The sequence below is a fragment of the Oerskovia jenensis genome (assembly GCF_016907235.1).
Classification (GTDB): Bacteria; Actinomycetota; Actinomycetes; order Actinomycetales; family Cellulomonadaceae; genus Oerskovia; species Oerskovia jenensis.
On record NZ_JAFBBO010000001.1, the window covers coordinates 3,841,384 to 3,865,603 of the forward strand.

The following is a 24,220-nucleotide window of genomic DNA, read 5'->3' on the forward strand; positions in this document are numbered from 1 at the left end:
TATCGAGCGCGGGCCAGGTGCGGCACCCGCTGAGCGGGTGTGGCGCACAACCCGCGGCCTCGGCCGCCTCGGCCGACCGGCCGCCGACGGGCTGCCGACGGGTGAAAGAGCGTCCGAGCATCCTGCGCACAGGGTAGGTAAAGGGTGTACAGCAGCCCGCAGTTGCGTACTGTCGGACCCGTGAGAGCGATCAGACGTTTCACCGTCCGCACCGTCCTGCCCGCCGAGCTGCACGACCTCGACGAGCTGTCCCTCAACCTGCGCTGGTCCTGGCACACCGCCACGCGCGAGCTCTTCTCCGGGATCGACCCGCAGCTGTGGGAGTCCGTGAAGCGCGACCCCGTGGCGCTCCTCGGCGCACTGGGGCCGGACCGCCTCGCGGCGCTCGCGGCCGACGAGGAGTTCGTGAGCCGCGTCCGCGCGGCAGCAGCCGACCTGCACCGCTACCTCCAGGAACCGCTCTGGTACCAGGAGCAGGCCGCGGGCGGCGAGGCGCTCCCGGAGGCCATCGCCTACTTCTCCCCGGAGTACGGCATCACCTCGGTCCTGCCGCAGTACTCGGGCGGCCTCGGCATCCTCGCGGGCGACCACCTCAAGAGCGCGTCCGACCTGGGCGTGCCCATCGTCGGTGTCGGGCTGCTCTACGGCGCGGGCTACTTCCGTCAGTCCCTCACGCGCGACGGCTGGCAGGTCGAGACCTACCCGCTGCTCGACCCCGACGGTCTGCCCCTGACGATCCTGCGCGAGGACGACGGCACCCCCGCGCGCGTCTCGATCGACCTGCCGGGCGGTCGCGTGCTGCACGCGCACGTGTGGGTCGCGGCGGTCGGCCGCGTGCCGCTGCTGCTCCTCGACTCGAACGTGCCCGGCAACGACGAGGCCGCACGCAAGGTCACCGACCGCCTCTACGGTGGCGGCGGCGAGCACCGGCTCCAGCAGGAGCTGCTGCTCGGCGTGGGCGGGGTGCGGGCGCTGCGCCTGTGGTCGCGCCTGACCGGAGCCCCTGAGCCCGAGGTCTACCACACCAACGAGGGCCACGCCGGGTTCCTCGGCGTCGAGCGCATCCGTGAGCTCGTGACCGGCGCGGGACTGACGTTCGACGCGGCCCTCGAGGCCGTGCGCGCCGCGACCGTGTTCACGACCCACACGCCCGTCCCCGCGGGCATCGACCGGTTCGGCCGCGACCTCATCGGGCAGTACTTCGGCGGCGACAACCAGATCCCCGGGATCGACGTCGACCAGGTCCTCGCGCTGGGCGCCGAGGACTACGACGGCGGCGACCCCACCGTGTTCAACATGGCCGTCATGGGCCTTCGCCTGGGCGGTCGCGCCAACGGCGTCTCGCTCCTGCACGGCGAGGTCTCGCGCGGCATGTTCAACGGCCTGTGGCCGGGATTCGACGAGCGCGAGGTCCCCATCACGTCCGTGACCAACGGCGTGCACTCACCCACCTGGGTCGACCCGCGCCTGGCGACCCTCGAGGCCGAGCGCCTCGGGCTCGACGAGCTCACGGCCGACGCTGCGTCGTCGGGCTGGCTCGACCCTGCGGGCGTGAGCGACGAGGAGCTGTGGGGCATGCGCCGCGAGCTGCGTGGACAGCTCGTCGACGAGGCCCGCAACCGGCTGCGCAGGTCCTGGCGCGAGCGCGGGGCCAGCCCCGCCGAGCTCGGCTGGGTCGACGACGCGCTCTCGCCCGACGTCCTGACCATCGGGTTCGCGCGCCGCGTGCCCACGTACAAGCGCCTGACGCTCATGCTGCGCGACCCCGACCGGCTGCGTTCGCTGCTGCTCGACCCCGAGCGGCCCGTCCAGCTCATCGTCGCCGGCAAGTCCCACCCCGCCGACGACCAGGGCAAGCGGCTCATCCAGCAGCTCGTCCGGTTCACCGACGAGCACGACGTGCGCGGGCGCATCGTGTTCCTGCCGAACTACGACATCGGCATGGCGCAGTCCCTCTACCCGGGCTGCGACGTGTGGCTCAACAACCCGTTGCGCCCGCTCGAGGCCAGCGGCACGTCGGGCATGAAGTCCGCGCTCAACGGCGGGCTCAACCTGTCGATCCTCGACGGGTGGTGGGACGAGTGGTACGACGGCGAGAACGGCTGGGCCATCCCCACGGCCGACGGCGTCGAGGACACCGAGCGCCGCGACGACCTCGAGGCCGCCGCGCTGTACGACCTCATCGAGACCCAGGTCGCGGCTCGTTTCTACGACCGTGACGAGCGGGGTGTGCCGGTCCGCTGGCTCCAGATGGTGCGGCACACGCTCGCGACCCTCGGCCCCAAGGTCCAGGCCACGCGCATGGTCGCCGACTACGTGCACCGCCTGTACGGCCCCGCCGCGGTCGCGGGACGCACGCTCAACGGGCCGGGCTTCGAGCCCGCCCGGGAGCTCGCGGCCTGGAAGCAGCACGTGCGCGGCGACTGGTCGCACGTGCGCGTCGACCACGTCGAGTCGAGCGGGGTGCGCGAGGTGCCCCAGGTGGGCGACCTCCTGTCGGTCAGGGCCTACGTGTCGTTGGGAGACCTGGCGCCCGACGACGTCGAGGTGCAGGTGGTCCACGGCCGCGTGACCGAGGCCGACGTGATCGAGTCCTTCACGGTCGAGCCGCTCGCGCTCGCCGAGACGTACGAGGCCGGGCGGGCGGCGTTCGCCGGGTCGGTGCGCCTCGAGGCGTCGGGACCGTTCGGGTACACCGTGCGGATCGTGCCCAAGCACGAGGGCCTGGCGAGCGTCGCGGAGCTGGGGCTGGTCGCGAACGCCTGACCTGGCTGGCTGCCGCGGTAGAGGTCTGCCACCCGAACCATGGGTTGCAGGCCTCTACCTCGACGGCAGGCCTCTACCTCGACGGGCGTGGACGATCCGTCCGATCAACCGGTCGGGGTGCGCGAGGTCGGCCCACGTCACCCGGAGCACGAGCCACCCGGCCTCGACGAGGGCGTCGTGACGCTGCTTCTCGGCCATGAACCGGGCGGTCGCGTCGCCGTCGGCCAGGACCGTGTACTTCACCGCGCCGTCGAACTCGATGGCGACCTTGAGGTCCGGCCAGCCGAGGTCGAGCCGGAACGAGCCCGCCCACGTGCTCACCGGGACCTGCAGATCGAGGGCCGGAAGGCCTGCCTCGTGGACGAGCCATCGCACGACCGACTCTCCGGGCGACTCGGATGCTCCGTCGGCGAGGGCGAGGACGGTGCGTGCCTGCCGGACGCCTCGTCGTCCGGCCGCCTCGGCGAGGACCTCGTCGACGAGCGCGGCATCCGCGCCGAGCCCCAAGCCCGAGTCGGCCACGACGAGGGCCCCGGCCCCGCGCAGCGTGCGTGCACAGTCCACGACCGTGCGCTCGAGCGTCGTCACCGGGAGGCCCTTCAGAACTGTGCGGTCGCGCTCGGGGAGTCGGGTCCAGTGCCTCGCGACCAGGTGGACCGGGTCGCCGCCCCGGCGCACGGTGCTCGGCGGGGTGAGCTGGATGACGTCTGCTCGGTCTCGGAGGCGGTAGGTCCAGCATCCCCAGAGCACGGCCGCCGTCGAGTGGCTGAGCCAGAAGTCGGTCGTGGCGGCTCGGGCGAACGCGGCCCCCCGAGCGAGCACCAACCGTTCCCGGCGACCGGGACCCGGGCTCGTCCTGGCGACGATGCCGCGCCGCACGCGCACGAGCGTGCCGTCGGCCAGTCCGGCCTGGAGGTCCGCGCGCGTGAACGCGGAAGTGGGGTGGAGCCGGGGAAGTGCCGGCCGAGAGGTCGAGAGCATGCGCCCACTGTGGTGGTCGGCTGCGGCTGGTGGAGGCCCCCGGACGAATCTGTGGACAGCCGCTCGCGAGATAGAGGGATCTCGTCGAGGTAGAGGCCAGCAGACCTCTACCTCGACGTCAGGCCTCTATCTCGCGGGCGCGCACACCGCGGCGCGCACCTCGCGGCGCGTACTCAGCCGGCCAGTCGCACGTAGCCGGGGCGTGAGGGGTCCTGTTCCACGACCGCGCTCTCGTCGACCAGCACCCCGTAGTCCCCCGTGAAGACGTCCGGGTGGGTGACCAGGAGACGCACGACCTGCCCTCCGTCGCGGAAGACGAAGAGGTCCGTCGGATCGGTGAAGCGCTTCCCGTCGAGCCCCGTGTCGCCCACGACCCGCTCGATCTCCTCGACCGTCGTTCCCTGGTGGAAGAGCGCGACCTCGTCCCAGGTGAAGTCCGTCGCGTCCGCGAGGACGAGGGGTCCCCCGGCCCCGGCGGTGTCGATGATGGCCTCGCTGAGGTCAGCGGCCCCTTGCGGTCTCGGCGCGTCGGCCTCCTTCCCGCTGCATCCTGCAGCGACCAGGACGAGAGCCGCAGTCAGCAGCGACGTGCGGAGTGCGCGCCTCACGACCCGGCCACCCGGGACGCACCGTCGAGCAGCCCCACGTACCGCACCCTCGTCGCGAGCACCTCCCGGAGCTGCTCCCCGATCCCCTCGACGAACTCCTCGCGGTACACCGCGTCGACCTGCACCGAGATCGCGTAGTACAGCCCGGTGAAGGTGGCGATGGCCACGGACACGCGCACGAGCACCTGCGTGACCACGAGCGTCGTCCCGGAGAGGTCGAACGTCAGCAGCACGCGCTGCCCGTCGATGCCCCACAGGTCCATGACCTCGGGCGTCACGGTCAGGGTCCCGAGCGCGACGAAGAAGATCCCCATACCCGCACTGACCACGAGCACCTGCAGGAGCTGGGAGACACCGATCATCGCGGCCACGTTGAACCGCTGGCTGCGGGTCAGGGGCGGCAGGTCCGAGGCCCCCGGCACCCCCTCGGCTGCCGTGCGCAGCGCGTTGCGCGCCTCGGTCGGCAGGCGCAGCCCCACGAACAGCACGACGAGGCCAGCGAAGAACGCCCCGAGGATCAGCCCGGCCGCCCCGCCGACCCGGCTGAAGACCTGCCACACCTCGGCGTTGTAGAACAGCACGAGCGAGAAGACCATGAGCAGCGGCAGGAGCCGCACGAGCCGCATCAGCGAGGCCCCGAGCTCGTCGGCGATGCGCGCGAGCCCCCACCACAGCGACGAGCCGACGCCGTAGGCGACCACGACCCACACGAGCCCCAGGAGTGCCAGGTTCCCGCCCGCGGTGACCAGGGCGGCCTGCCACGCGCCCCCGAAGACCACGGGCAGCACCGCGGGCACGAGCACGAAGAACGCGAGCTCGGGTCCGCCGACGTCCTGCGGCAGCATCGACCAGCGTCGGCCGCGCAGCGCGTTGAGCCCCGCGTAGGCCGCGGCGACCAGCGCCGCCCCGCCGACCACCGCGAGCACGTTGCCCCACCAGGGCCATCCGAGGCTCACGGCGCCGGTGAGCTCGAGCAGCAGCACGACCACGAGGAAGGGCGCCGACCGCCCGAACACGTCGCGCCGCGCCGAGTGGTCCTCGAGGAGCAGGGGCAGGCCGTTGCGTCGCAGCACGCGTTCGCACCCGGCGACGTCGAGGTGGGCCACCGCCGGCCCGGCGGCCGGGGGACCGGGGGGAGCGGCGTCGTCGGGCGGGGTCATGCGGGGAGCGTACCGGCGCGTGCGACCGGTGGCCGGGCGGCCTCGCCGCGGCTACGTTCGCCTCATGCCCGACGACGCCGCTCACCTCCCGGACCTTCCCCCGCCCTTCGGCGGGGTCGCGTGGGACGAGGACGCGTCGGCCGGCGACTGGATCGGGCCTCGCCTGGGCGAGTGGGGGACCGTCGGGGCGTGCGTCCCGTCGGGCTATGCCGCGTACGTGCGCGTCCCCGACGTGCCCGAGTGGTCCGACGAGGACGAGGCTCTGGGGTCTCTCTACCTGGGGGGCAGGCGGTCGAGGCCCGAGCAGATGGACCTTCTCCTCGCCGCCCTCGCGCCGTTCACGGGCGACCAGCTGTGCCACTTCGCGCTGTGGACCGGGTACGGGTGGCTGTACGACCACGGGACACGTCCCGAGGACTCGACGTCGTTCGCCCTGCTCTCGTTCGGGATCGACGACGTGGGCGAGGGGGACGCGCCCGGCTCGTCGTTCGCGCTGGCCCAGGCCCAGGCCGACGCCCGGGTGCGAGCGCTGCGGGCCGCGCACCAGGTCGAGCGGCCGGCGGCACCGACGCTCGCGCTGCCGCACCGCGACTACCACCTGTGGCACGGCCCGCTCACGGCTGCGGCGGCGTTCGCGTCGCTCGACCAGTCGCCCACGCTGTGGTGGCCGGACGACCGGTCGTGGTTCGTGTGCACCGAGCTCGACACCGTGGCCACCGATCTCGGGGGCAGCGAGGAGATCGTCGCCGCCCTGCTCGGGGTGCCCGGGCTGCGCGCGTCGCGCGTGAGCCCGGACGACCCGGTGCAGATGCCCGCGGACTGGTGACGGGCGCGGTCCTCCTGCCCCGGAACCGGGCCGTCCCGCCGGCCTAGAGGCTCCGCGCGAGCGCCCGCCCCACGGTCCGACCCGAGAACAGGCACCCGCCGAGGAACGTCCCCTCGAGGGCCCGGTGCCCGTGCACGCCGCCGCCCCCGAACCCGGCCGCCTCGCCCGCGGCGTACAGGCCCTCGAAGACCGAGCCGTCGGGACGCAGCACGCGCCCGTCGGTGTCGGTGTGCAGGCCGCCGAGCGTCTTGCGGGTCAGGACGGAGAGCCGTACCGCGAGCATCGGGCCGTCCTTGGGTGTAGTGAGCGGGCGCGGCGGCGACACCCGGATGACGCGGTCCACGAAGAACTTGCGAGCCATGGCCGTCGCGACGACCTGGTGGTCCTTGCCGAGCCCTGAGCGCACCTGGTCGTCGCGCAGCCGCACGAGCCGTTCGAGCTCGGCCGTGTCGATGTGGCCCTGCGAGCCCGGGGTCGCCGCCGTCAGGGCGTTCATGCCGGCCGCGAGCTCGGTCGGGTTCGCTCCCCACACGAACTCGGGCGACTCGGCCGCGAACCGCGCCACGGGACCCACGGCCCCGGGCAGCACCCGCTGCGCCAGGAGCCGCACGCTCCTGCCGGTCAGGTCGGGGTTCTGCTCCGAGCCCGACAGGGCGAACTCGCTCTCCATGACAGCCTTGTTGAGCACGAACCAGGAGTGGTCGTCGCCGCGGGCCGTGACGTGCTGGAGCGAGCCCAGGGCGTCGAAGCCGGGGAACAGGGGCGAGGGCAGCCGGTGGCCGTGCGCGTCGACCCAGAGCGACGTCGGGCCGGGCAGGATGCGGATGCCGTGGTTCGTCCAGACGGGCGAGTGGTTCGCGATGCCCTCGGGGTAGTGCCACATGCGGTCCTCGTGGACCAGGGCCGCGCCCGCGTCGCGCGTGATGCCGAGCAGCAGCCCGTCGGTCGAGTCCGGGACGCCCGAGAGCATGCGCGTGGGCAGCACGCCGGCCGACGCGGGCCAGTGCGCGCGGACCAGGTCGTGGTTCGCGCCGATCCCCCCGGAGGCGACGACGACGGCGCTCGCCGAGAGCTCGACCTCGCCCACGACGTCGCGCACCGAGGGGGCGCCGCGCTCGGCCGGGTCGTCGGCCAGGACCTCGGCCCGGACTCCCGTGACGGCGCCGTCGGTCACGACGAGTCCTGTCACACGGTGGCGGAAGCGGATGTCGAGCAGTCCGGCTGCCCGGGCGTCGAGGGCCGCGCGGACGAAGGGTTCGAGGATGCCGGGGCCGGTTCCCCAGGTCACGTGGAAGCGAGGCACGCTGTTGCCGTGGCCGCCCGCGGGGTGGCCGCCGCGCTCGGCCCACTGGACGAGCGGGAACCAGCGCACCCCCTTGGCGTGCAGCCACGAACGCATGTCGCCTGCGGCGAACTCGACGAAGCCGCGCGCCCAGGCGTGGCCCCAACGGTCGGGGCCCTCGCCGTCGGCGGCGCCGGGGGCGAAGTTCGCCGACCCGAGCCAGTCGTCGAGCGCGAGCTCGGGCGTGTCCTTGACGCCCATGCGGCGCTGCTCGGGGGAGTCGACCAGGAAGAGGCCGCCGAACGACCAGAAGGCCTGGCCGCCCAGGCTCGCGGCGGGTTCCTGGTCGAGCAGGATCACGCGGCGCCCCGCAGCCGTCAGCTCGGTGGCCGCGACGAGGCCCGAGAGCCCTGCGCCGACCACGATGACCTCGGCGTGGTCGTGCCCGGACCGGCTGGGAGCGCTCCCGTGGGCGGGCGTGCCCGCGGGGACGGCGTTGCTCGGGGAGGAGGTGCTGACGTCGTTGTCACTCATGCGCAGAGACTAGACCCCGTGCGCCGCCGCGAGGTAGAGGGCAGTCGTCGAGGTAGAGGTCCGCGGCCCTCTACCTCGACGAGACCCCTCTACCTCGGTGAGAGGTAGACCTGGAGGCTGAGCGGCTCCAGGAGCGCCGTCGCCACCGGGGCGCCGGTCGCGTCCCCGCCGGACTCGGCCGGGTGCTCCCAGTCGGAGTCCCACACGAGCTCCCAGGCGGGCGTCCCGGCCGGTCCGGTGCTCCCCGTCGGCCCGTCGGCCCCGGTCGTCGCGCCCTCCTCGGCGCTCCCGGGGGCAGCGCGCCCCGGCACCTCCGCGAGCGCGACCTCGACCGTGTCGAGCGCACCGTTGAGCACCAGGAGCACGTCACGGTCACCGGTCCGCGGCCCGGTGCGCAGCATCTGCAGGACCCGGAACCCGGGGTCGTGCCAGGCCGCGTGGTCGAGGGTGCGCCCCGCGGCGTCGAACCACGCGAGGTCCGGCACCGCGTCCTGCGCCGAGTGCCGGGGGCGGCCGTGGAAGAACGTCTCGCTGCGCAGCGCGGCGTGCTCGCGACGCAGGCCCAGGAGATGGGTCGTGGTCGCGAGCAGGTCCTTGCGCCAGGGCGACAGGTCCCAGCTCACCCACGACAGCGGGCCGTCCTGGCAGTACGCGTTGTTGTTGCCGCGCTGGGTGCGTCCCATCTCGTCGCCCGCCGTGAGCATGGGCGTCCCGGCCGCCAGGACCTGGGTCGCCATGAGGTTGCGGATCGAGCGGCGGCGCAGAGGGGCGATCTCGAGCCCCGGGTCGAGCCCCTCGCCCGGGACGGTCGCCTCCTCGGTCTCGACGCGCCCCTCGAACCCGTGGTTCCACGACCGGTTGTCGTCGCTGCCGTCGCGGTTGCCCTCGCCGTTGGCCTCGTTGTGCTTGTGCTCGTAGGCGACGAGGTCGGCGAGCGTGAACCCGTCGTGCGCCGTGACGAAGTTGATCGAGGCGACCGGGCCGCGCATGAGCGGGGGGTCGCTGTGCCCGAAGAGGTCCGCGGAGCCGGCCAGCCGGGTCGCGAGCTCGCGCACACCCTGGCCGGGGCGCCCGTGCGAGGCCTCGCGCGGGTCGGCGAGCCAGAACTGACGCACGGCTCCCCGGAAGCGGTCGTTCCACTCGGCCATCGGCGCGGGGAACTGGCCTGTGCGCCAGCCGCCGGGGCCGACGTCCCACGGCTCCGCGACGAGCTTGAGACCGTTCAGGACCGGGTCGGTCTGGAGCGCGACGAGGAACGGGTGGTCGGGGTCGAACCCGGCCGGTCCGCGGCCCAGGGTCACGGCGAGGTCGAAGCGGAAGCCGTCGACGCCGATCTCCTGCGCCCAGTAGCGCAGCGAGTCGAGGGTCTGCTGCACCACGCGGGCGCGGCGGAAGTCGAGGCTGTTCCCCGTCCCGGTGACGTCCGCGAGCACGGCCGGGGACGCGCCGTCGTGCAGGTAGTGGACGGGGTTGTCGAGGCCGCGCCACGACAGGTGCGGCCCGTCGACCCCGCCCTCGCACGTGTGGTTGTGCACGACGTCGAGGAGGACCTCGAGCCCTGCCTCGTGCAGCAGGTGCACCATGCCGCGGACCTCGTCGACGACGGCGCCCGCCCCGGCCTCCTGTGCGGCGCGGGTCGCGTACGGGGCGTGGGGGGCGAAGAACCCCGCGGTCGAGTAGCCCCAGTAGTTGGTGAGTCCCTTGGCCAGGAGGTGCGGTTCGGTCAGGAACGCGTGGATGGGCAGGAGCTCGACGGTCGTGACGCCCAAGGACTTCAGATGCGCGATCGTGGCGGGGTGCGCGAGCCCCGCGTACGTGCCGCGCAGGTCCTCGGGCACGGCGTCGAGCTGCTGGGTCAGGCCACGGACGTGGGCCTCGTAGACGACCGTGTCCGCCCAGGGCACGTGCGGCCTGCGTACGGGCTCGTGCCCCGTGCGGGGGGCGACGACGACCGAGTGCGGCACGTGCGCCGCCGAGTCGCGGGGGTCGGCCGGCCCACGGGCGTCACCCACGAGCGCACCGGAGGCGTCGCGCTCGACGACGTGGCCGCGTGTGGACGGGTCGTCGTCGAGCTCGCCCACGATCCCCCGTGCGTACGGGTCGAGCAGGAGCTTCGCGGGGTTGTACCGGAAGCCGGCCGCCGGGTCCCACGGGCCATGGGCCCGGAAGCCGTAGCGCTGCCCCTCGCGCACGCCGGCGACGTGCCCGTGCCAGACCCCGTGGGTCGGGCCGCCGAGAGCGACGCGACGTTCGTGGATCTCGCCGTCGGACGAGACGTCGAGCAGGCACAGGTCGACGGCGCTCGCGTGCGAGGCGAGCACGGCGACGTCGACGCCGTCACCGGCGAGATGCACGCCGAGCGGCGGGACCGGTCCGGGCGTGGGGCGGGGGCGTGGGGGAGGGGCAAGCGCTTGCACCTCTCCATTGTGCGGCCCGCCTGTGGACGGCTTGTGCTCACCAGGTGGTCGTGCGCGAGATCTCACCCGGTTGCGCGGCGCTGGCCGGTAGGGTTTCGCCTGTGCCACACCTTTCTCCGAAGGGCTGTGGCGTGCGGGTACCACCCGGGTCCACCGTCGTCCCAACCACGGAGCACATCACGATGAGGATCGTCGTCGCCGTCAAGTACGTTCCCGATATCCACGCCGACCGGCGGTTCGACGCCGGACGAGTGGTGCGATCGTCCGAGGAGGGGACCCTCAACGAGCTCGACGAGAACGCCATCGAGGCCGCGCTGCGCATCGTCGAGTCGCTGCCGGCGGCCGAGCAGGAGACCTCCGAGGTCGTCGTGCTGACCATGGCCGGCCCCGAGGCCGACACCGCGATCCGCAAGGCGTACCAGATGGGCGTCGGCCGCGGCGTGCGCGTGAGCGACGAGGCGCTCGCGGGCTCGGACTACTTCGGGACGGTCGCGACGCTCGCCGCGGCGATCCGCAAGATCGAGGAGGAGGGGCAGGTCGACCTCGTCCTGACGGGCATGGCGGCCCTCGACGGGCTGGGGTCCGTGGTCCCCGTGCTGCTCGCGGCCGAGCTCGACCTGCCGCAGCTCACGCTCGCGGGCAAGCTCGAGGTCGACACCGAGGCCCGCACGGCCCAGGTCACGCGTGAGCTGGACGACGCGCTCGAGGTGCTCTCGGCCCCGCTGCCCGCCGTGGTCAGCGTGACCGACCACGCCAACTGGCCGCGCTTCCCCAACTTCAAGCTCATCATGGCTGCGCGGACGCAGCCGATCGAGGTCTGGGACCTCGCGACCCTGGGGCTCGACCCCGCGACCGTGGGTGACGCCGGAGCCCGCACCCGTGTCCTGGCCGCCACCCCGCGCCCGCCGCGCCCCGAGGTCGAGGTCGTCGTCGACAAGGGCGAGGGCGGCCGCGCGCTGGCCGAGTTCCTCATCCGTAACGACCTGGTCTGAGAGGGAACACCGTGACCACCAACGTCCTCGTCCTGCTCGACTCCCCGGAGACGCAGCTGCGTTCCGCGGCCCTCGAGCTCCTGACCATCGCCCGCAGCCTCGGTCGGCCCAAGGCCGTGACGCTCGGCAGCCCGAGCGTCACGACGCTCGCCCAGCTCGGCGCCTACGGTGTCGACACGGTCCTCCAGGCCGAGCTCCCCACGTCCGTGAGCTCGGACGCCGCGCACCTCACGGCCGTCGTGTCGGCGACCCTCGAGACCGCGGTGCGCCGTGCGAACGCGGACATCGTGCTGCTCTCGGCGACGTTCCCCAACAAGGAGGCCGCCGCCCGCCTGGCCTACGCGCTCGGTGCCGGCCTCGTGATCGACGCGGCAGCCGTCCGGGCCGAGGACGGCAAGGCCGTCGGCTACAAGCGGGTCTTCGCGGGCTCGTGGGACACCTCGTGCGAGGTCGTCACCGAGCAGGCCGTGTTCACGGTCCGCGCCAACTCCGTCGTCCCGGAGCCCGCCGAGTCCTCGGTCCAGACCGAGGTCATCGGGTTCCCCGTCGAGGTGCCGGCGTCGGCGACCACGGTCACGGTCGTGTCCCGTGAGGAGAAGCCGGTCGTAGAGGGCGGACGTCCCGCGCTCGCCGAGGCCGCGACGGTCGTCGCGGGCGGTCGCGGCACCGACGGCGACTTCGGGCCGATCGAGGATCTCGCCGACGTGCTCGGCGCGGCCGTCGGGGCGACGCGTGACGCGGTCTACGAGGGCTGGTTCGACACCTTCATCGGCCAGACGGGTGTGACGATCGCGCCGCGCCTGTACATCGGCGCCGGGATCTCGGGGGCCCCGCACCACCGTGGCGGCATGCAGGCGTCGCAGGTCATCGTGGCCGTCAACAACGACTCCGACAGCCCGCTGTTCGAGATCGCGGACTTCGCGGTCGTGGGCGACCTGGCCGAGGTCCTGCCGCAGGCCGCGCAGGTCCTGCGGGAGCACAAGGGCTGACGCTCGACGCACCTTCGACACGCCCCGGCGGGCTCGGCCCGCCGGGGCGTTCGCGCGTCCGGGCGCACCCGTCGAGACGGAGTCGTGGCCTGCCCGACGCCGTCACGTCCCCGGTCGTGCGGGCTCGCCCTGGAGCTGGCGGGCGTCCCGGCGGACGCGGTGCGTCGGGTGCCGGACGGGTCAGAGGCCCAGGTGCTCGAGCCAGGCGAGGGCCGAGACGGCCTGCCCGAGCGCTGCGGTGGGCCGGCACGGGTCGGAACGCGGCGCGGGCTTGCGCGCGACGTCCAGGCTGTAGCCCGCGAACCCGCCGACGATCGACCGCAGGTCGCCGGGGTGCACCTCGGCACCGAGCGGATGATCGTCGAACACCGCCGTGAGCCACGCCCCCGCGCGCTCGGCGTCGTCCCAGGTCACGGCGGGTGGACCGCCGTCGACCGGGACGGACACCTCGGGCGGGTCGAAGATCCCGTCCACGCCCTGCGCCCCGACCGTGACCAGCAGGTGCGCGAGGTCCAGCCAGCCGGCCCCGCGCATCGCGTAGGGCCAGTCGAGGACGTAGACCGCGTCGTCCGTGACGGTCAGGTTCCGTGCGCGCATGTCGCCGTGGACGAGCGACTCGCCCTCGCACGCGACGAGGACGCCCAGCTCGAGCTCGGCGAGCGACACGAGCCGGCGGGCAGCCCACGGCGCGAGCGCCCCCAGGTGCTCCCACGGGTCACGCAGCATGCGCCCCCACCCGACCGCGGCGGACGCGAGCTGTGGTCCGGCAGGGGGGAGCGGGATCTGCCGGGCACCGGGGATGCGTGCCAGGTCGTCGAGGGTTCCGAGAACTCGCGCGAGCACGGCGGGCTCCCACGGGACCTGCGGCGGGTAGCCGTCGATCGCCTCGTAGGCGAGCACGATCCAGTCGCCGTCGCCGTGACCCCACAGGAAGCGCGGCGTGGGCACGGCCGCGGGCAGGCGGGTCGCGATGCGGGCCTCGGCTCGGTGCAGGTCGGCGCACTCGCGCTCGTCGCGCGAGCGGGCCGCCTTGAGGAAGACCTGCCCGCCCGTCGACAGACGCAGCAACGACCCCATCCCGGGGCTGAAGCCGCTCACCACGCTGATCTCCTCGACCACGTGCGCCTCCATCGTGGCCTCGATCTCGTCGCGGAGCTCGCGCGGGAGCATGGCCCACCGCAGGCGGTCGCTCGCATGGGCACGCGGGTCCTGCGGAGAGAGGACCACGCGGGAGGTCGCGACGTCGTCGGGCATGGGGCAGAACGCTCGCACGGGGTGAGGAGGGACGGGAGGCGGGGCGATCGAGGTGTCGCCGTTCACGAGCGGACCCCGGCTGCGCGGCGTGGCGGCGCAGGGTGTCGGCGGGGATCCTGGGGGCGAACGAGCATCTGTCAAGATATCGGTTTTTCCTGTGCTGTCCAGCAATGTTCCACAGATCTCACGGGCCTCGTCCGCACTGTGGCGGCGGCGGCCCGCGAATACCTTCGTAGACTGGACGACTGTGATCGCCTCATGACCGCCACGCCCGCCGAGCCCTCGCACGGCGCCTACCTCGACCACGCCGCCACGACACCCATGTCGCCGGCCGCGCTCGAGGCCTTCGTCGCGGAGCTCACCCAGACCGGCAACCCGTCGTCGCTGCACGCGGCGGGGCGGGCTGCGCGCCGCGTCGTCGAGGAGTCGCGCGAAGCCGTGGCCGCCGCGCTCGGCGCGCGCCCGAGCGAGGTGATCTTCACCGCGGGGGGTACCGAGTCGGACAACCTCGCGATCAAGGGCCTGTTCTGGGGCCGACGGACCACCGAGCCGCACCGTCGGCGCATCCTGGTCTCGGCCGTCGAGCACCACGCCGTGCTCGACCCGGCCTTCTGGATGGCCGAGCACGCGGGGGCGGAGATCGTCCTGCTGCCCGTCGGTGACGACGGCCGGCTCGACCTCGACGCCCTGCGCGCCGAGCTCGCGACCAGGGGGGACGAGGTCGCCCTCATCTCGGTCATGTGGGCCAACAACGAGGTCGGCACGATCCAGCCGGTCCACGAGATCGTGCAGATCGCGCGCCCCTACGGCATCCCCGTGCACTCCGACGCGGTGCAGGCCGTCGGGCAGGTGCCGGTCGACTTCGCGGCGAGCGGCCTCGACGCCCTGACGCTCACGGGCCACAAGCTCGGGGGACCCATGGGCGTCGGCGCGCTGATCGCCAAGCGCGGACTGCCCCTCACGCCCGTGCTGCACGGCGGCGGGCAGGAGCGGGGCGTGCGGTCGGGCACGCTCGACACCCCCGCCATCCGAGCGTTCGCGGTCGCCGTGACCGAGGTCGCGGCGGCCCGCGCCGAGCGGGCCGAGCACCTCGCACGGCTGCGCGACGAGCTGGTCCGGGGCGTGCGGGCGACCGTGCCCGACGCGGTGCTGCGCGGCCCCGACCCCCTGGCCGACCCGTCCTTGCGGCTCCCGGGCAACGCGCACTTCACGTTCCCCGGCTCCGAGGGCGACTCGCTGCTCTACCTGCTCGACTCGGCGGGCGTGCAGACGTCCACGGGCTCCGCCTGCCAGGCCGGGGTGCCCCAGCCCTCGCACGTGCTGCTCGCGATGGGGGTCTCGGAGGAGGACGCGCGTGGCGCGCTGCGCTTCTCGCTCGGCGCGACCTCGACGCACGACGACGTCGCGCGGCTCCTCGACGCGCTGCCCCAGGTCGTGGCGCGCGCCCAGGCCGCCGGGCTCGCGTCGTCGGCCCGTGCGGTGACACGACCGGGCGCGCGAGAAGCGATCAGCACGAAGGGAAGGTCGGCATGAGAGTCCTGGCAGCGATGTCCGGCGGTGTGGACTCCGCCGTCGCGGCGGCCCTGGCCGTCGAGGCCGGCCACGAGGTGGTCGGCGTGCACATGGCCCTGTCGCGCAACCGCGAGCAGTTCCGCGCGGGCTCGCGCGGCTGCTGCTCGATCGAGGACGCGGGCGACGCACGCCGCGCCGCCGACGTGCTGGGAATCCCGTACTACGTGTGGGACCTCTCGGAGCGCTTCGAGGACACGGTCGTCGCGGACTTCCTGTCCGAGTACGAGGCCGGGCGCACGCCCAACCCGTGCGTGCGCTGCAACGAGCACATCAAGTTCGAGGCACTGCTCGACAAGGCCACGGCCCTCGGTTTCGACGCGGTCGCCACGGGCCACTACGCGCAGGTCCTCACGCGTGAGGTCACGGTCCCCGGGCCGGACGGCGAGGCCGTGACACGCACCGTCCGCGAGCTGCACCGCTCGCCCAACGAGGCCAAGGACCAGTCCTACGTGCTCGCGGTCATGGGCCAGGAGCGTCTGGCCCGGTCGATCTTCCCGCTCGGCGGCTTCGCGTCCAAGGACGAGGTGCGCGCGGAGGCCGAGCGCCGAGGCCTGTCGGTCTCGAACAAGCCCGACTCCTACGACATCTGCTTCGTGTCCGACGGCGACACCCAGGGATTCCTCAAGGCGCGCCTCGGCGCGCGCACGGGCGAGATCGTCGACACCGAGGGCGAGGTCCTCGGGGAGCACGAGGGGGCGTACGCGTTCACGGTCGGCCAGCGCAAGGGCCTGTCCCTGGGACGCCCGGCCGCGGACGGCAAGCCGCGCTACGTGCTCGAGGTCGAGCCGGTCTCCAACCGGGTCGTCGTGGGTCCGGCCGAGCTGCTCACGGTCGACCGCATCGAGGGGGACCGCTCGGTGTGGCTCGCGGACGACGTCCTCGCGGCCGCCGGGTGGGAGCCCGCGCTCGGGGGGTCGGAGCCGGACGGCGACCGCGTCCGTACCTCCGGCTGGTTCGACGCGTCCGTCCAGGTGCGCGCCCACGGGGTGCCGGTGCCCGCGCGGGTGCGCGCCGTCGTCGGGCCCGTGGCCGACAGGTCCGACGACGTGGCCGACGACGCGGCCGACGCCCAGCACGGTGCCGCGCAGGCCGACGGGGCCCGCATGGAGGTCGAGCTCACGGGCGAGACACTGCGCGGCGTGGCCGCAGGACAGTCGCTCGTCGTGTACCAGGGCACACGCGTGATCGGGCAGTCGACCGTCCAGCGGGCCTACCGGGCGCAGCGCGTGGCGCAGACCGTCCGCTGAACCCCCGGGACGAGTGCTCTCGTCACACCACGACCGGGACGTTGCTCCCCACCGCGGCACCGGGGACCGTCGCCGCGAGGACCGCGCTCGTCGGGACCACGGCGTGCTCGCTGAGCTCGCGCACGAGCCAGGCGTCGTCGCGCACGGCCCAGTGCTCGGCCTCGCGCCCGTCCGTGAAGCGCAGCATGTGCATCTCGCGGACCGTGAAGTGGCGCCCGGTCGGGGCCAGGCCACGGAAGTACCCCGTGTGCCGGGCGCTGAACGCGACGTGCAGCGCGACCAGGTCCCCCTCGGCCACCGCGTGCAACACTTCGACGTGCTGGTCGGAGAAGGCGTCCGAGAACCAGTGCATGGTCGCGACGAGGCCCTCGAGCCCCCCCGAGGACCCGGGGGCCGGGTCGTGGTTGTGGAAGTCGGCGGCGACGAGCGCCGCGAGCGCCTGGGCGTGGTTCCCGGGGATGGCCTGGGTGTGGACCGCGATCGCGGTGGCCTTGTTGGTCGCCGTGGCGGCGGTCGTGGCCGCCTCGTGGTGCTGGTCGCCGGGAAGGGTGGTCCCGGTCGCCTCGTGCTTGCTGCTGCTCATGTCCGCCTCGCTCGTCCGGCGGGGTCGGTCCAGCGGCCACCGCGTCGTCACGGTCTGTGGTGCATACTCATCAGCCTTCACTCGGAGAGAGGGACACCGCAAGAGTTCGTGCGGGTGATGCACGGGTGAGTTCTGCGGGGAGCGTCAGGGAAGTCAGTGGACGGGTCCGACCATCGGACCGGTCAGGGAGCACGTCGAACAGCAAGGAGACCTGGACATGACGTCAGTCAGCGGCCACGGGCCGTGGCCCGGTGGCGAGGGCACCGACGTCCTCGAGGCGCAGCAGATGATCTTCGGGGACCTCGCCGAGGTCCCCACGGGCGTGACCCCCGTCCCGTTCCTGGCACGCCTGCCCCAGCGGGGTCCGGGAGCCGACGGCGTGGGCCGCACCGCGACCCTGCTCGCCGACCTGCCCGTCGAGATCGGACCGCACGGCTGGAAGCTCGCCGACCGGCCCGGCATGGACGAACGGAGGGCGCGCGCCTTCCTCCGGGACGACCTCGGGGCGCTCGCGATCGCCGGTCACGGCTACGTCGGGCCGCTCGCGGTGTCGGTCGTGGGGCCCTGGACGCTCGCCGCGGAGCTGTACCTCACGCGCGGCGACCGGGTCCTCGCCGACCGCGGCGCGCGGGCCGACCTGGCGGTCTCGCTCGCCGTCGGGGTGCGGGCGCACCTCGACGAGGTGCGTCGACAGGTCCCGGGGGCCGAGCTCGTGGTGCAGGTCTCCGAGCCGCTGCTGGGTCAGATCAACGCGGGCGTCCTGCCCACGTTCTCCGGGTTCTCGCGCTTGCGGCCTGTCGAGGGGCCCGCGATCGTGGAGGGCCTCGAGGCGGTCCTGGCCGCGGTGCGCGACGGCGGCGCGCGCAGCGTCGTGCACGTGGGGCCCGCGTGGGTCGGGATCGCTCCCGTCGTCCTGGCCGGGGCCGACGCCGTGGGACTGGACCTCGCGGCCCGGGCCGACGGCTGGGACGAGAAGGGCTGGGAGCTGGCCGCGCGCGCGGTCGAGCGCGGTGTCGGGGTCTGGGCCGGACTGCCACCCGCGAAGGTCTCGCAGTGCTCGGGGCCGAACCTCGGCGAGCTCGCGTCGCTCGTGACCGTGCCGTGGCGCCGGATCGGGCTGCCCGCCGCGGGGCTCGACGACGTCACGCTCCTCGCCGCGCCGCGTCCGGGAGGCGTGGGGCTCGGGTCGGGGCAACGGCTCGGGAGCATCGACGAGAACCGCGCGATGCTCGGCAACCTCGGCCGGGTCGCGGAGATGCTCGCGGAGCGGGCGCAGGACTGAGCGGCAGCCCGGGGACGGGCGGACTCTCTGCCCGAGGGCTCCACCGGGCGCCAGGTCGAGGCCGACAGGCGACGTGGGCGAGTCAGGTCTGCTGAGCGTCGTGATGTCTCGTCGGGAAGGTGGGTGGGAGGAGGACGACTGCCCTCAGCCCACCTTCCGGGCGCGGGGTGAGACGGAGCTCGCCGCGGAATCGCTCGACGATCGCCACGACGATGGACAACCCCAGCCCCTGTCCGTCCGATGTCGTGCTCCTCGTGCGCCCGGCTCCACGGGTGAAGGGATCGGTGAGTCGCTCGACGGCCTCGGGATCGAGGACCGGACCCGAGTTGACCACCTCGATCACCACTCCTCCGGGAAGCTCGGAGGGCGAGGCGACGACCGTGAGCACCCCACCTGGCACGTTGTGCCGGATCCCGTTCTGCACCAGGTTGGTGACGAGCTGGCGGAGCAGGACGGGTTCGCCGTCGATCGACGTCCCGGTCAGACGGTTCTCGATCCGCACACCGCGGGTCGCTGCCTCCTCGGCGCACGACTCGATCACCTGGGCGACGACCTGGGTCGGGTCGAACCGCTCGAGCTCGGGAGGTGAGGAGTCGATCCTGGCGAGGTCCAGCAACGCCGTCACGGTCTCGATGTTCCGTTCGTTCATGGACCGCAGACGCTCGAACACGACCCGCTCCTGCGGGTCGTCGCGCTGGGCCAGGGCGACGTCGAGCATGGCTCGGGTCGTCGCGAGCGGAGTCCGCAGCTCGTGCGACGCGTTGGCCGCGAAACGTCGCGTCGCCGTGAACGACCGCTCGAGGCGGACGAGCATCTCGTCGAAGCTCTCCGCGAGCTCCGAGATCTCGTCCCGCGGACCGGCGAGCCTGATCCGTTGCTCCAGGTCGCCCTCGCTGGCACGATGCACGGCCGCGTTGATGTGCCGCAACGGCCGGAGCATCCGCCCGGCGACTGCCCAGCCGACCACGGTGCCCGCCACCGCCAGGAGGACGAGGACGACGATCGAGATGACGAGCAGGAGATCGAGGAGCTGGTCGCTCGACGTCACCACGAGCTCGGACGCGGGGGCGACCACGGCCGCCGGCGCCGTCGGGCCACCGGTCGGGAACGGCGAGGCTCCGGAGACCGCGGAGGTCGCATCGGTCGACGGGGTCGTGGCCGTGGCGAAGTCGTAGGTGGGGACGTAGCGCATGAAGACGTAGACGATCCCGAGCAGGACGATGCCGGCGCCGGTCAGGAGGATCGAGTAGGTCAGCGCGAGCCGCGCCCGGACCGTCAGGCGATAGCGCCTGATCTCCGGGTCGGCGCCGTCGACGTCCGACGGCCGCGGGGTCGGCTCGTGACTAGTCGCCATCGCTGATCACGTACCCCGCACCCGGCACCGTCCTGATCACGGCAGGATCGCCGAGCTTGCGCCGCAGCGTGCTGACGGTCACCTTGACGGCGTGCGTGAACGGGTTGGCGTTCTCGTCCCAGGCCTTCTCGAGGAGCGTCTCCGCACTGACCACGGCGCCGTCCGCCTGCAGGAGCACCTCCAGCACCGCGAACTCCTTCCGGGTCAGCGTGACGGGTCTGCCCGCGACCGTCACCTCGCGGCGGAACGGGTCCAGACGGACACCGCGTCGTTCGAGCACCGGCGGTCGGGACGTGAAGCTGCGTCGGTTCAGGGCGCGGAGCCGGGCGATGAGCTCGGGGAACTCGAACGGCTTGGCCAGGTAGTCGTCGGCGCCGAGACCGAGACCGTCCACGCGGTCGTCGAGCGTGCCTGCGGCCGTGAGCATCAGGACCGCGGGCGCGACCGGGTCTGCGGCCAGTCGACGGCAGACCTCGTCCCCGTGCACGCCGGGGATGTCCCGGTCGAGCAGCACCACGTCGTAGTCGTACAGCTCGACGGCGAGGAGCGCCGCGTTCCCGTCCGGGGCCACGTCGGCGGCGATCGCCTCCATGGCCAGGCGCGTCCTGACGGCGTCGGCCAGGTATTCCTCGTCCTCCACGATCAGCACTCTCACCTGCGTCCACCCTTCGTCCCGTCATGGCGTCGGGCGACCGTGCTCGTCGGTCGTCGACCTTCCCACCCTCAGGAGACCACGGAGAAGGTTGCGTCGAGGTAAGGCGCGGACCTTACGTTTCCGCAACCAGGGGCTTGATGAGATCGGCGCAGCACGTCAGGTCGCCCGACCTCGACGCGACGAAAGGACACCACTGTGCGCTCGACAACCATCCGTTCCCTCACCGCGGTCCTCGGGACGGGCCTGCTCCTTGCGGTCTCGGCCTGCTCCCCTGCTGCGGACTCCGACCCCGAGCTCGACACGGGAGCCGCCAAGATGACCATCGAGGAGTGGCGGCAGGACGTCGACGACTGCATGCTCGACGCCGGCTACGACCTCGTCGCCATGAGCGAGGGGGGTGGCACCACGCCGTCGATGACGAGCGAGGAGTCGGCGGCGTTCGACACCGCGTACACGGCCTGCATCGACGAGATCGGCGAGGTGCCCGTCGACGAGAACATGCCCTCCGAGGACGAGATGTTCGAGGCCCAGCTGGCCTTCGCCGCGTGCATGCGCGACGCCGGCTACGACTACCCCGACCCCGTCAAGGGATCGGGCATGAGCGAGGCGCTCGGTCCTGAGATCGACCCCGACGTCGTCGACACCTGCTACGCCAAGAGCCAGGAAGCCGTCCAGTGAGCGCTCCCACCACCACTGACCAGTCCTCGGCGACCACCACCGCCCGCCCTCGTCGAGCACGACGCTGGATCCTGACGACCCTCGGCGCCCTCGCGGCCGTCGCGGCCGTCGTCGGCGTGGTCGCTCTCACGCGTCCGCCCGCGGCCGCCGACCCCACGAGCACCCGGCTCGAGCTCGAGACCGTCACCGTGACCCGGGGTGACCTCACGGAGCAGGTCCGGAGCCAGGGCACCTTGGCCCACAACGCGCAACGCGACCTGGGGACGGAGCTCACCGGGGTGATCACCGGGCTCCCCGCGCCGGGCACCGTGGTCACCGTGGGTCAGGAGCTGTTCCGGATCGACGACCTCCCCGTGACCCTGCTGCGAGGGACCCTGCCCGCCTGGCGCACGTTCACCGCCGGGATGTCCCCGGGGAACGACGTCCTCCAGCTCGAGCAGAACCTCGCCCAGCTGGGCTTCTTCGTCGCGAAGCCCGACTCCACGTTCAGCGAGAGCACGACGGCCGCGATCAAGAAGTGGCAGAAGTCGCTGAAGGTCGAGCAGACCGGCACGATCGACCTGGGCCGGGTCGTCTTCTCGCTCGTCGACGTCCGTGTCCAGTCGCACAAGGCGCAGGTCGGCGACACCGCCGGTCCCGAGATCCTCTCCGTCACGGGACCGGACAAGCAGGTCCAGGCCTTTCTCGACCAGGCACAGGCACCCATCGCCCCCGTCGGCACCAACGTGGCGATCACCCTCCCGGGAGGCGTCTCCACGACAGGGACGGTCGCCGAGGTGGGGGCACCCGTCGAGCAGGAGGGCGGCGACGGCAAGACGCTCAAGGTGCCCGTGACCCTCACGCTCGACGACCCGGCTGCGGCCGAGTCCCTCGACAACGTCGCGGTCACGCTCCTGCTCACCCAGACCCGCGCGACCGACGTCCTGACCGTGCCCGTCCTGGCCCTGCTCGCGCAGCCGGGGGGCGGCTTCGCCGTCGAGACCTCGGACGGCGACAGCACTCACCTGGTGCCCGTCGAGCTCGGCACGTTCGCCAACGGCCTGGTCGAGGTGACCGGGGGCGACCTCGAGGTGGGCGACACGATCGTGGTGGCCAAGTGAGCACCGCGATCATCGACCTGGAGGACGTGACCCGCACCTACGGGTCACCACCGACAGTCGCGCTCGGTGGAGTCACCCTGAAGATCGACGAGGGTGAGATGGTCGCGATCGTCGGCCCGAGCGGGTCCGGCAAGTCGACCATGCTCAACATCATCGGGTCCCTGGACCGCGCGTCCTCGGGCGCGACCAGGATCGCCGGGAACGACGTGACCGCCATGAGCGACGCGAGCCTCTCGGCCCTGCGGGCCTACACGATCGGGTTCATCTTCCAGCAGTTCCACCTGTCCGACGGCGTCACGGCCCTCGACAACGTCGCGACCGGTCTGCTGTACACCGGCCTGGCGCCCCGCGAGCGCCGTCGCCGGGCGCGCACTGCTCTCGAACGCGTGGGCCTCGGCGCACGGTTGCACCACCACCCGCGGCAGATGTCGGGCGGAGAGCGCCAGCGCGTCGCGATCGCGCGCGCCGTCGTCGGCGAACCTCGCCTGCTCCTGGCGGACGAGCCGACCGGCAGCCTCGACACCGCCTCCGGCGAGGGCGTCGTCGAGATCCTCCACGACCTGAACAGGTCCGGGACCACGGTCGTGGTCATCACCCACGACCAGGAGCTCGCCGACCGCCTGCCCCGGCAGGTCCGCATCCGCGACGGCAAGATCCTCTCCGACGACCGGGAGGACAGCCGATGAGCCTCGACCGCCGTTCCAGGCTCCGGCCCGGCGACCTCTTCAGCCTCGGCCTGCACGGACTGCGCGCCCGCCCCATGCGCGCGATCCTCTCGTCCTTGGGCATCGCGATCGGTATCGCCGCCATGATCTCCGTGATCGGCATCTCGACCTCGAGCCAGGCGCTCATCAAGGACAAGCTGTCCGCGCTGGGTACCAACCTGCTCACGGTCACGGCCGGCACGGACGTCCTCGGCCAGGACGCGCCCCTCCCACCGGACGCGGTCGCGCTCGTGCGGCGCATCCCGGACGTCCTGCACGTGAGCTCGATCGGCACGCTCGACACGATCACGATCTTCCGCAGCTCCGAGGTCGATCCCGGCCGCACCGGAGGGTTGACCGTGGCGGCCGCCGACCTCGACCTGCTCGAGGCGACCGGTGCCCGGCTCATGCACGGGTCGTGGCTCAACGAGTCGACCGCGCAGTACCCGGCCGTCGTCCTGGGCCGCGGGACGGCCGAACGCCTGGGGATCGGCACGGTGGGCAGCCTCGTGTGGGTGGGCGGTCACCCGTTCACCGTCGTGGGCATCCTCGAGTCGTCGCCCCTCGCCCCGGAGCTCGACTCGACGGCACTCGTCGGCGAACCGATCGCCTCCGACCTCTTCGACCACGACGGTGCGCCGACGACGATCTACGAGCGGTCCACGGAGGAGAGCGTCGCCCAGGTGCGCAAGCTTCTGCCGCCGACGATCCACCCCGACTCGCCGAGCCAGGTGCAGGTCAGCCGCCCCTCGGACGCCCTCGCCGCGAAGAACACGGTCGACCAGGCCTTCACCGGGCTCCTGGTCGGGGTGGGCTCGATCGCCCTGCTCGTCGGCGGGATCGGGGTGGCCAACACCATGGTCATCTCGGTCCTGGAACGTCGCCAGGAGATCGGTCTGCGGCGCTCCCTGGGTGCCACGCGCAAGCACATCCGGGTGCAGTTCCTCTTCGAGGCGATGCTGCTCTCGGCCCTCGGCGGGGTCGCCGGCGCCGCCCTCGGGTGGGTCATCACGGCCGTCGTCGCCAGGACGAACGGGTGGAGCCTCGCGATCCCCCCCGAGGTCCCTGTGCTGGGGGTCGTCGTCACGATCCTCGTGGGGGCGGTTGCGGGCGTCCTGCCCGCCGTGCGTGCGTCCCGCACCTCGCCGACCGCGGCGCTGAGCAGCTGACGGTCGCGGACGAGCCCCCCTCGCGCGCAGCCCACGGCGCGCGAGGGGGCTCGACCGGGTCCTCCCG

General features: G+C 73.0%; 20 protein-coding genes. 11 read left to right on the forward strand and 9 right to left on the reverse strand.

What is annotated here, in order from left to right; translation table 11 throughout:
• Window positions 1-180: 180 nt before the first annotated feature.
• Window positions 181-2,766, forward strand: coding sequence for an alpha-glucan family phosphorylase (gene glgP, locus JOD49_RS17260; RefSeq protein WP_205308263.1), 2,586 nt, complete (start codon window positions 181-183; stop codon window positions 2,764-2,766).
• Between the two features lie 54 nt (window positions 2,767-2,820).
• Here glgP and JOD49_RS17265 read toward each other — a convergent pair whose 3' ends face one another.
• The 3 genes from JOD49_RS17265 to JOD49_RS17275 form a co-directional block, all read right to left on the reverse strand.
• On the reverse strand, window positions 2,821-3,747 hold the full coding sequence (locus JOD49_RS17265) for a hypothetical protein (RefSeq protein ID WP_205308264.1): 927 nt from the start codon (window positions 3,745-3,747) through the stop codon (window positions 2,821-2,823).
• Window positions 3,748-3,920: 173 nt separating this feature from the next.
• A complete protein-coding gene (locus JOD49_RS17270; RefSeq protein ID WP_205308265.1) occupies window positions 3,921-4,355 on the reverse strand; it encodes a hypothetical protein in 435 nt (144 codons plus the stop codon).
• Entirely contained in the window at window positions 4,352-5,515 is a 1,164-nt protein-coding gene (locus tag JOD49_RS17275) for a hypothetical protein (RefSeq protein WP_205308266.1), read from the reverse strand. Before JOD49_RS17275 ends, JOD49_RS17270 begins: the two co-directional genes overlap by 4 nt.
• Before the next feature lie 64 nt (window positions 5,516-5,579).
• Here JOD49_RS17275 and JOD49_RS17280 point away from each other — a divergent pair, with 64 nt between their 5' ends.
• Window positions 5,580-6,341 (forward strand): hypothetical protein, encoded by a 762-nt coding sequence (locus JOD49_RS17280; protein WP_205308267.1) that lies wholly within the window; start codon window positions 5,580-5,582, stop codon window positions 6,339-6,341.
• 43 nt (window positions 6,342-6,384) lie between these two features.
• On the opposite strand, the gene JOD49_RS17285 is transcribed toward JOD49_RS17280, so the two are convergent.
• Window positions 6,385-8,157: an FAD-binding dehydrogenase gene (locus tag JOD49_RS17285; RefSeq protein ID WP_205308268.1), complete on the reverse strand. Its 1,773-nt coding sequence runs from the start codon at window positions 8,155-8,157 to the stop codon at window positions 6,385-6,387.
• An 89-nt stretch (window positions 8,158-8,246) separates the two neighbouring features.
• Window positions 8,247-10,574 (reverse strand): glycogen debranching protein GlgX, encoded by a 2,328-nt coding sequence (gene glgX, locus JOD49_RS17290; RefSeq protein WP_205308269.1) that lies wholly within the window; start codon window positions 10,572-10,574, stop codon window positions 8,247-8,249.
• A gap of 182 nt (window positions 10,575-10,756) precedes the next feature.
• On the opposite strand from glgX, the gene JOD49_RS17295 reads away from it, so the two are divergent.
• Entirely contained in the window at window positions 10,757-11,566 is an 810-nt protein-coding gene (locus tag JOD49_RS17295) for an electron transfer flavoprotein subunit beta/FixA family protein (protein ID WP_205308270.1), read from the forward strand.
• Window positions 11,567-11,577: 11 nt separating this feature from the next.
• Window positions 11,578-12,555 carry an electron transfer flavoprotein subunit alpha/FixB family protein gene (locus JOD49_RS17300; RefSeq protein ID WP_205308271.1) on the forward strand — a complete coding sequence of 326 codons (978 nt, stop codon included), beginning with the start codon at window positions 11,578-11,580 and terminating at the stop codon, window positions 12,553-12,555.
• 180 nt (window positions 12,556-12,735) lie between these two features.
• Here the strand turns inward: JOD49_RS17300 and JOD49_RS17305 are convergent, their stop codons facing one another.
• Window positions 12,736-13,809 carry a phosphotransferase family protein gene (locus tag JOD49_RS17305; protein WP_205308272.1) on the reverse strand — a complete coding sequence of 358 codons (1,074 nt, stop codon included), beginning with the start codon at window positions 13,807-13,809 and terminating at the stop codon, window positions 12,736-12,738.
• A 258-nt stretch (window positions 13,810-14,067) separates the two neighbouring features.
• Between JOD49_RS17305 and JOD49_RS17310 the strand changes: the two genes are divergently transcribed.
• Entirely contained in the window at window positions 14,068-15,342 is a 1,275-nt protein-coding gene (locus JOD49_RS17310) for a cysteine desulfurase family protein (RefSeq protein ID WP_205308273.1), read from the forward strand.
• A complete protein-coding gene (gene mnmA, locus JOD49_RS17315) occupies window positions 15,339-16,628 on the forward strand; it encodes a tRNA 2-thiouridine(34) synthase MnmA (protein ID WP_205308274.1) in 1,290 nt (429 codons plus the stop codon). Before JOD49_RS17310 ends, mnmA begins: the two co-directional genes overlap by 4 nt.
• Window positions 16,629-16,650: 22 nt before the next feature.
• Here mnmA and JOD49_RS17320 read toward each other — a convergent pair whose 3' ends face one another.
• Window positions 16,651-17,211, reverse strand: a complete 561-nt coding sequence (locus JOD49_RS17320; protein WP_205308275.1) for an ester cyclase — start codon at window positions 17,209-17,211, stop codon at window positions 16,651-16,653.
• 217 nt (window positions 17,212-17,428) lie between these two features.
• Between JOD49_RS17320 and JOD49_RS17325 the strand changes: the two genes are divergently transcribed.
• The gene (locus JOD49_RS17325) at window positions 17,429-18,493 is read left to right on the forward strand and encodes a uroporphyrinogen decarboxylase/cobalamine-independent methonine synthase family protein (protein ID WP_205308276.1); all 1,065 of its coding nucleotides are present in this window, start codon (window positions 17,429-17,431) and stop codon (window positions 18,491-18,493) included.
• A gap of 82 nt (window positions 18,494-18,575) precedes the next feature.
• Here the strand turns inward: JOD49_RS17325 and JOD49_RS17330 are convergent, their stop codons facing one another.
• Together JOD49_RS17330 and JOD49_RS17335 are read right to left on the reverse strand one after the other, a co-directional pair.
• Window positions 18,576-19,847 (reverse strand): sensor histidine kinase, encoded by a 1,272-nt coding sequence (locus JOD49_RS17330; protein ID WP_205308277.1) that lies wholly within the window; start codon window positions 19,845-19,847, stop codon window positions 18,576-18,578.
• The gene (locus JOD49_RS17335; protein WP_205308278.1) at window positions 19,837-20,502 is read right to left on the reverse strand and encodes a response regulator transcription factor; all 666 of its coding nucleotides are present in this window, start codon (window positions 20,500-20,502) and stop codon (window positions 19,837-19,839) included. Before JOD49_RS17335 ends, JOD49_RS17330 begins: the two co-directional genes overlap by 11 nt.
• A gap of 195 nt (window positions 20,503-20,697) precedes the next feature.
• Here JOD49_RS17335 and JOD49_RS17340 point away from each other — a divergent pair, with 195 nt between their 5' ends.
• The 4 genes from JOD49_RS17340 to JOD49_RS17355 are packed head-to-tail and all read left to right on the forward strand — an operon-like array spanning window position 20,698 to window position 24,153.
• Complete coding sequence (locus tag JOD49_RS17340) at window positions 20,698-21,180, forward strand: hypothetical protein (protein WP_205308279.1); 483 nt, start codon at window positions 20,698-20,700, stop codon at window positions 21,178-21,180.
• A complete protein-coding gene (locus tag JOD49_RS20850; protein WP_205308280.1) occupies window positions 21,177-22,280 on the forward strand; it encodes an efflux RND transporter periplasmic adaptor subunit in 1,104 nt (367 codons plus the stop codon). Before JOD49_RS17340 ends, JOD49_RS20850 begins: the two co-directional genes overlap by 4 nt.
• Window positions 22,277-22,966, forward strand: coding sequence for an ABC transporter ATP-binding protein (locus JOD49_RS17350; protein ID WP_205308281.1), 690 nt, complete (start codon window positions 22,277-22,279; stop codon window positions 22,964-22,966). The genes JOD49_RS20850 and JOD49_RS17350 overlap by 4 nt, the downstream gene beginning before the upstream one ends.
• Window positions 22,963-24,153 carry an ABC transporter permease gene (locus JOD49_RS17355; RefSeq protein WP_068707225.1) on the forward strand — a complete coding sequence of 397 codons (1,191 nt, stop codon included), beginning with the start codon at window positions 22,963-22,965 and terminating at the stop codon, window positions 24,151-24,153. Before JOD49_RS17350 ends, JOD49_RS17355 begins: the two co-directional genes overlap by 4 nt.
• Window positions 24,154-24,220 lie beyond the last annotated feature (67 nt).

Excerpts from the sequence above, each read along its gene's own strand:
- JOD49_RS17355 (WP_068707225.1), top strand. The coding sequence starts at position 22,963 with ATGAGCCTCGACCGCCGTTCCAGGCTCCGGCCCGGCGACCTCTTCAGC.
- JOD49_RS17325 (WP_205308276.1), top strand. The coding sequence starts at position 17,429 with ATGACGTCAGTCAGCGGCCACGGGCCGTGGCCCGGTGGCGAGGGCACC.
- JOD49_RS17280 (WP_205308267.1), top strand. The coding sequence starts at position 5,580 with ATGCCCGACGACGCCGCTCACCTCCCGGACCTTCCCCCGCCCTTCGGC.
- JOD49_RS17275 (WP_205308266.1), bottom strand. The coding sequence starts at position 5,515 with ATGACCCCGCCCGACGACGCCGCTCCCCCCGGTCCCCCGGCCGCCGGG.
- JOD49_RS17295 (WP_205308270.1), top strand. The coding sequence starts at position 10,757 with ATGAGGATCGTCGTCGCCGTCAAGTACGTTCCCGATATCCACGCCGAC.
- JOD49_RS17285 (WP_205308268.1), bottom strand. The coding sequence starts at position 8,157 with ATGAGTGACAACGACGTCAGCACCTCCTCCCCGAGCAACGCCGTCCCC.
- JOD49_RS17320 (WP_205308275.1), bottom strand. The coding sequence starts at position 17,211 with ATGAGCAGCAGCAAGCACGAGGCGACCGGGACCACCCTTCCCGGCGAC.
- mnmA (WP_205308274.1), top strand. The coding sequence starts at position 15,339 with ATGAGAGTCCTGGCAGCGATGTCCGGCGGTGTGGACTCCGCCGTCGCG.
- JOD49_RS17330 (WP_205308277.1), bottom strand. The coding sequence starts at position 19,847 with ATGGCGACTAGTCACGAGCCGACCCCGCGGCCGTCGGACGTCGACGGC.
- JOD49_RS17305 (WP_205308272.1), bottom strand. The coding sequence starts at position 13,809 with ATGCCCGACGACGTCGCGACCTCCCGCGTGGTCCTCTCTCCGCAGGAC.
- JOD49_RS17265 (WP_205308264.1), bottom strand. The coding sequence starts at position 3,747 with ATGCTCTCGACCTCTCGGCCGGCACTTCCCCGGCTCCACCCCACTTCC.
- JOD49_RS17310 (WP_205308273.1), top strand. The coding sequence starts at position 14,068 with ATGACCGCCACGCCCGCCGAGCCCTCGCACGGCGCCTACCTCGACCAC.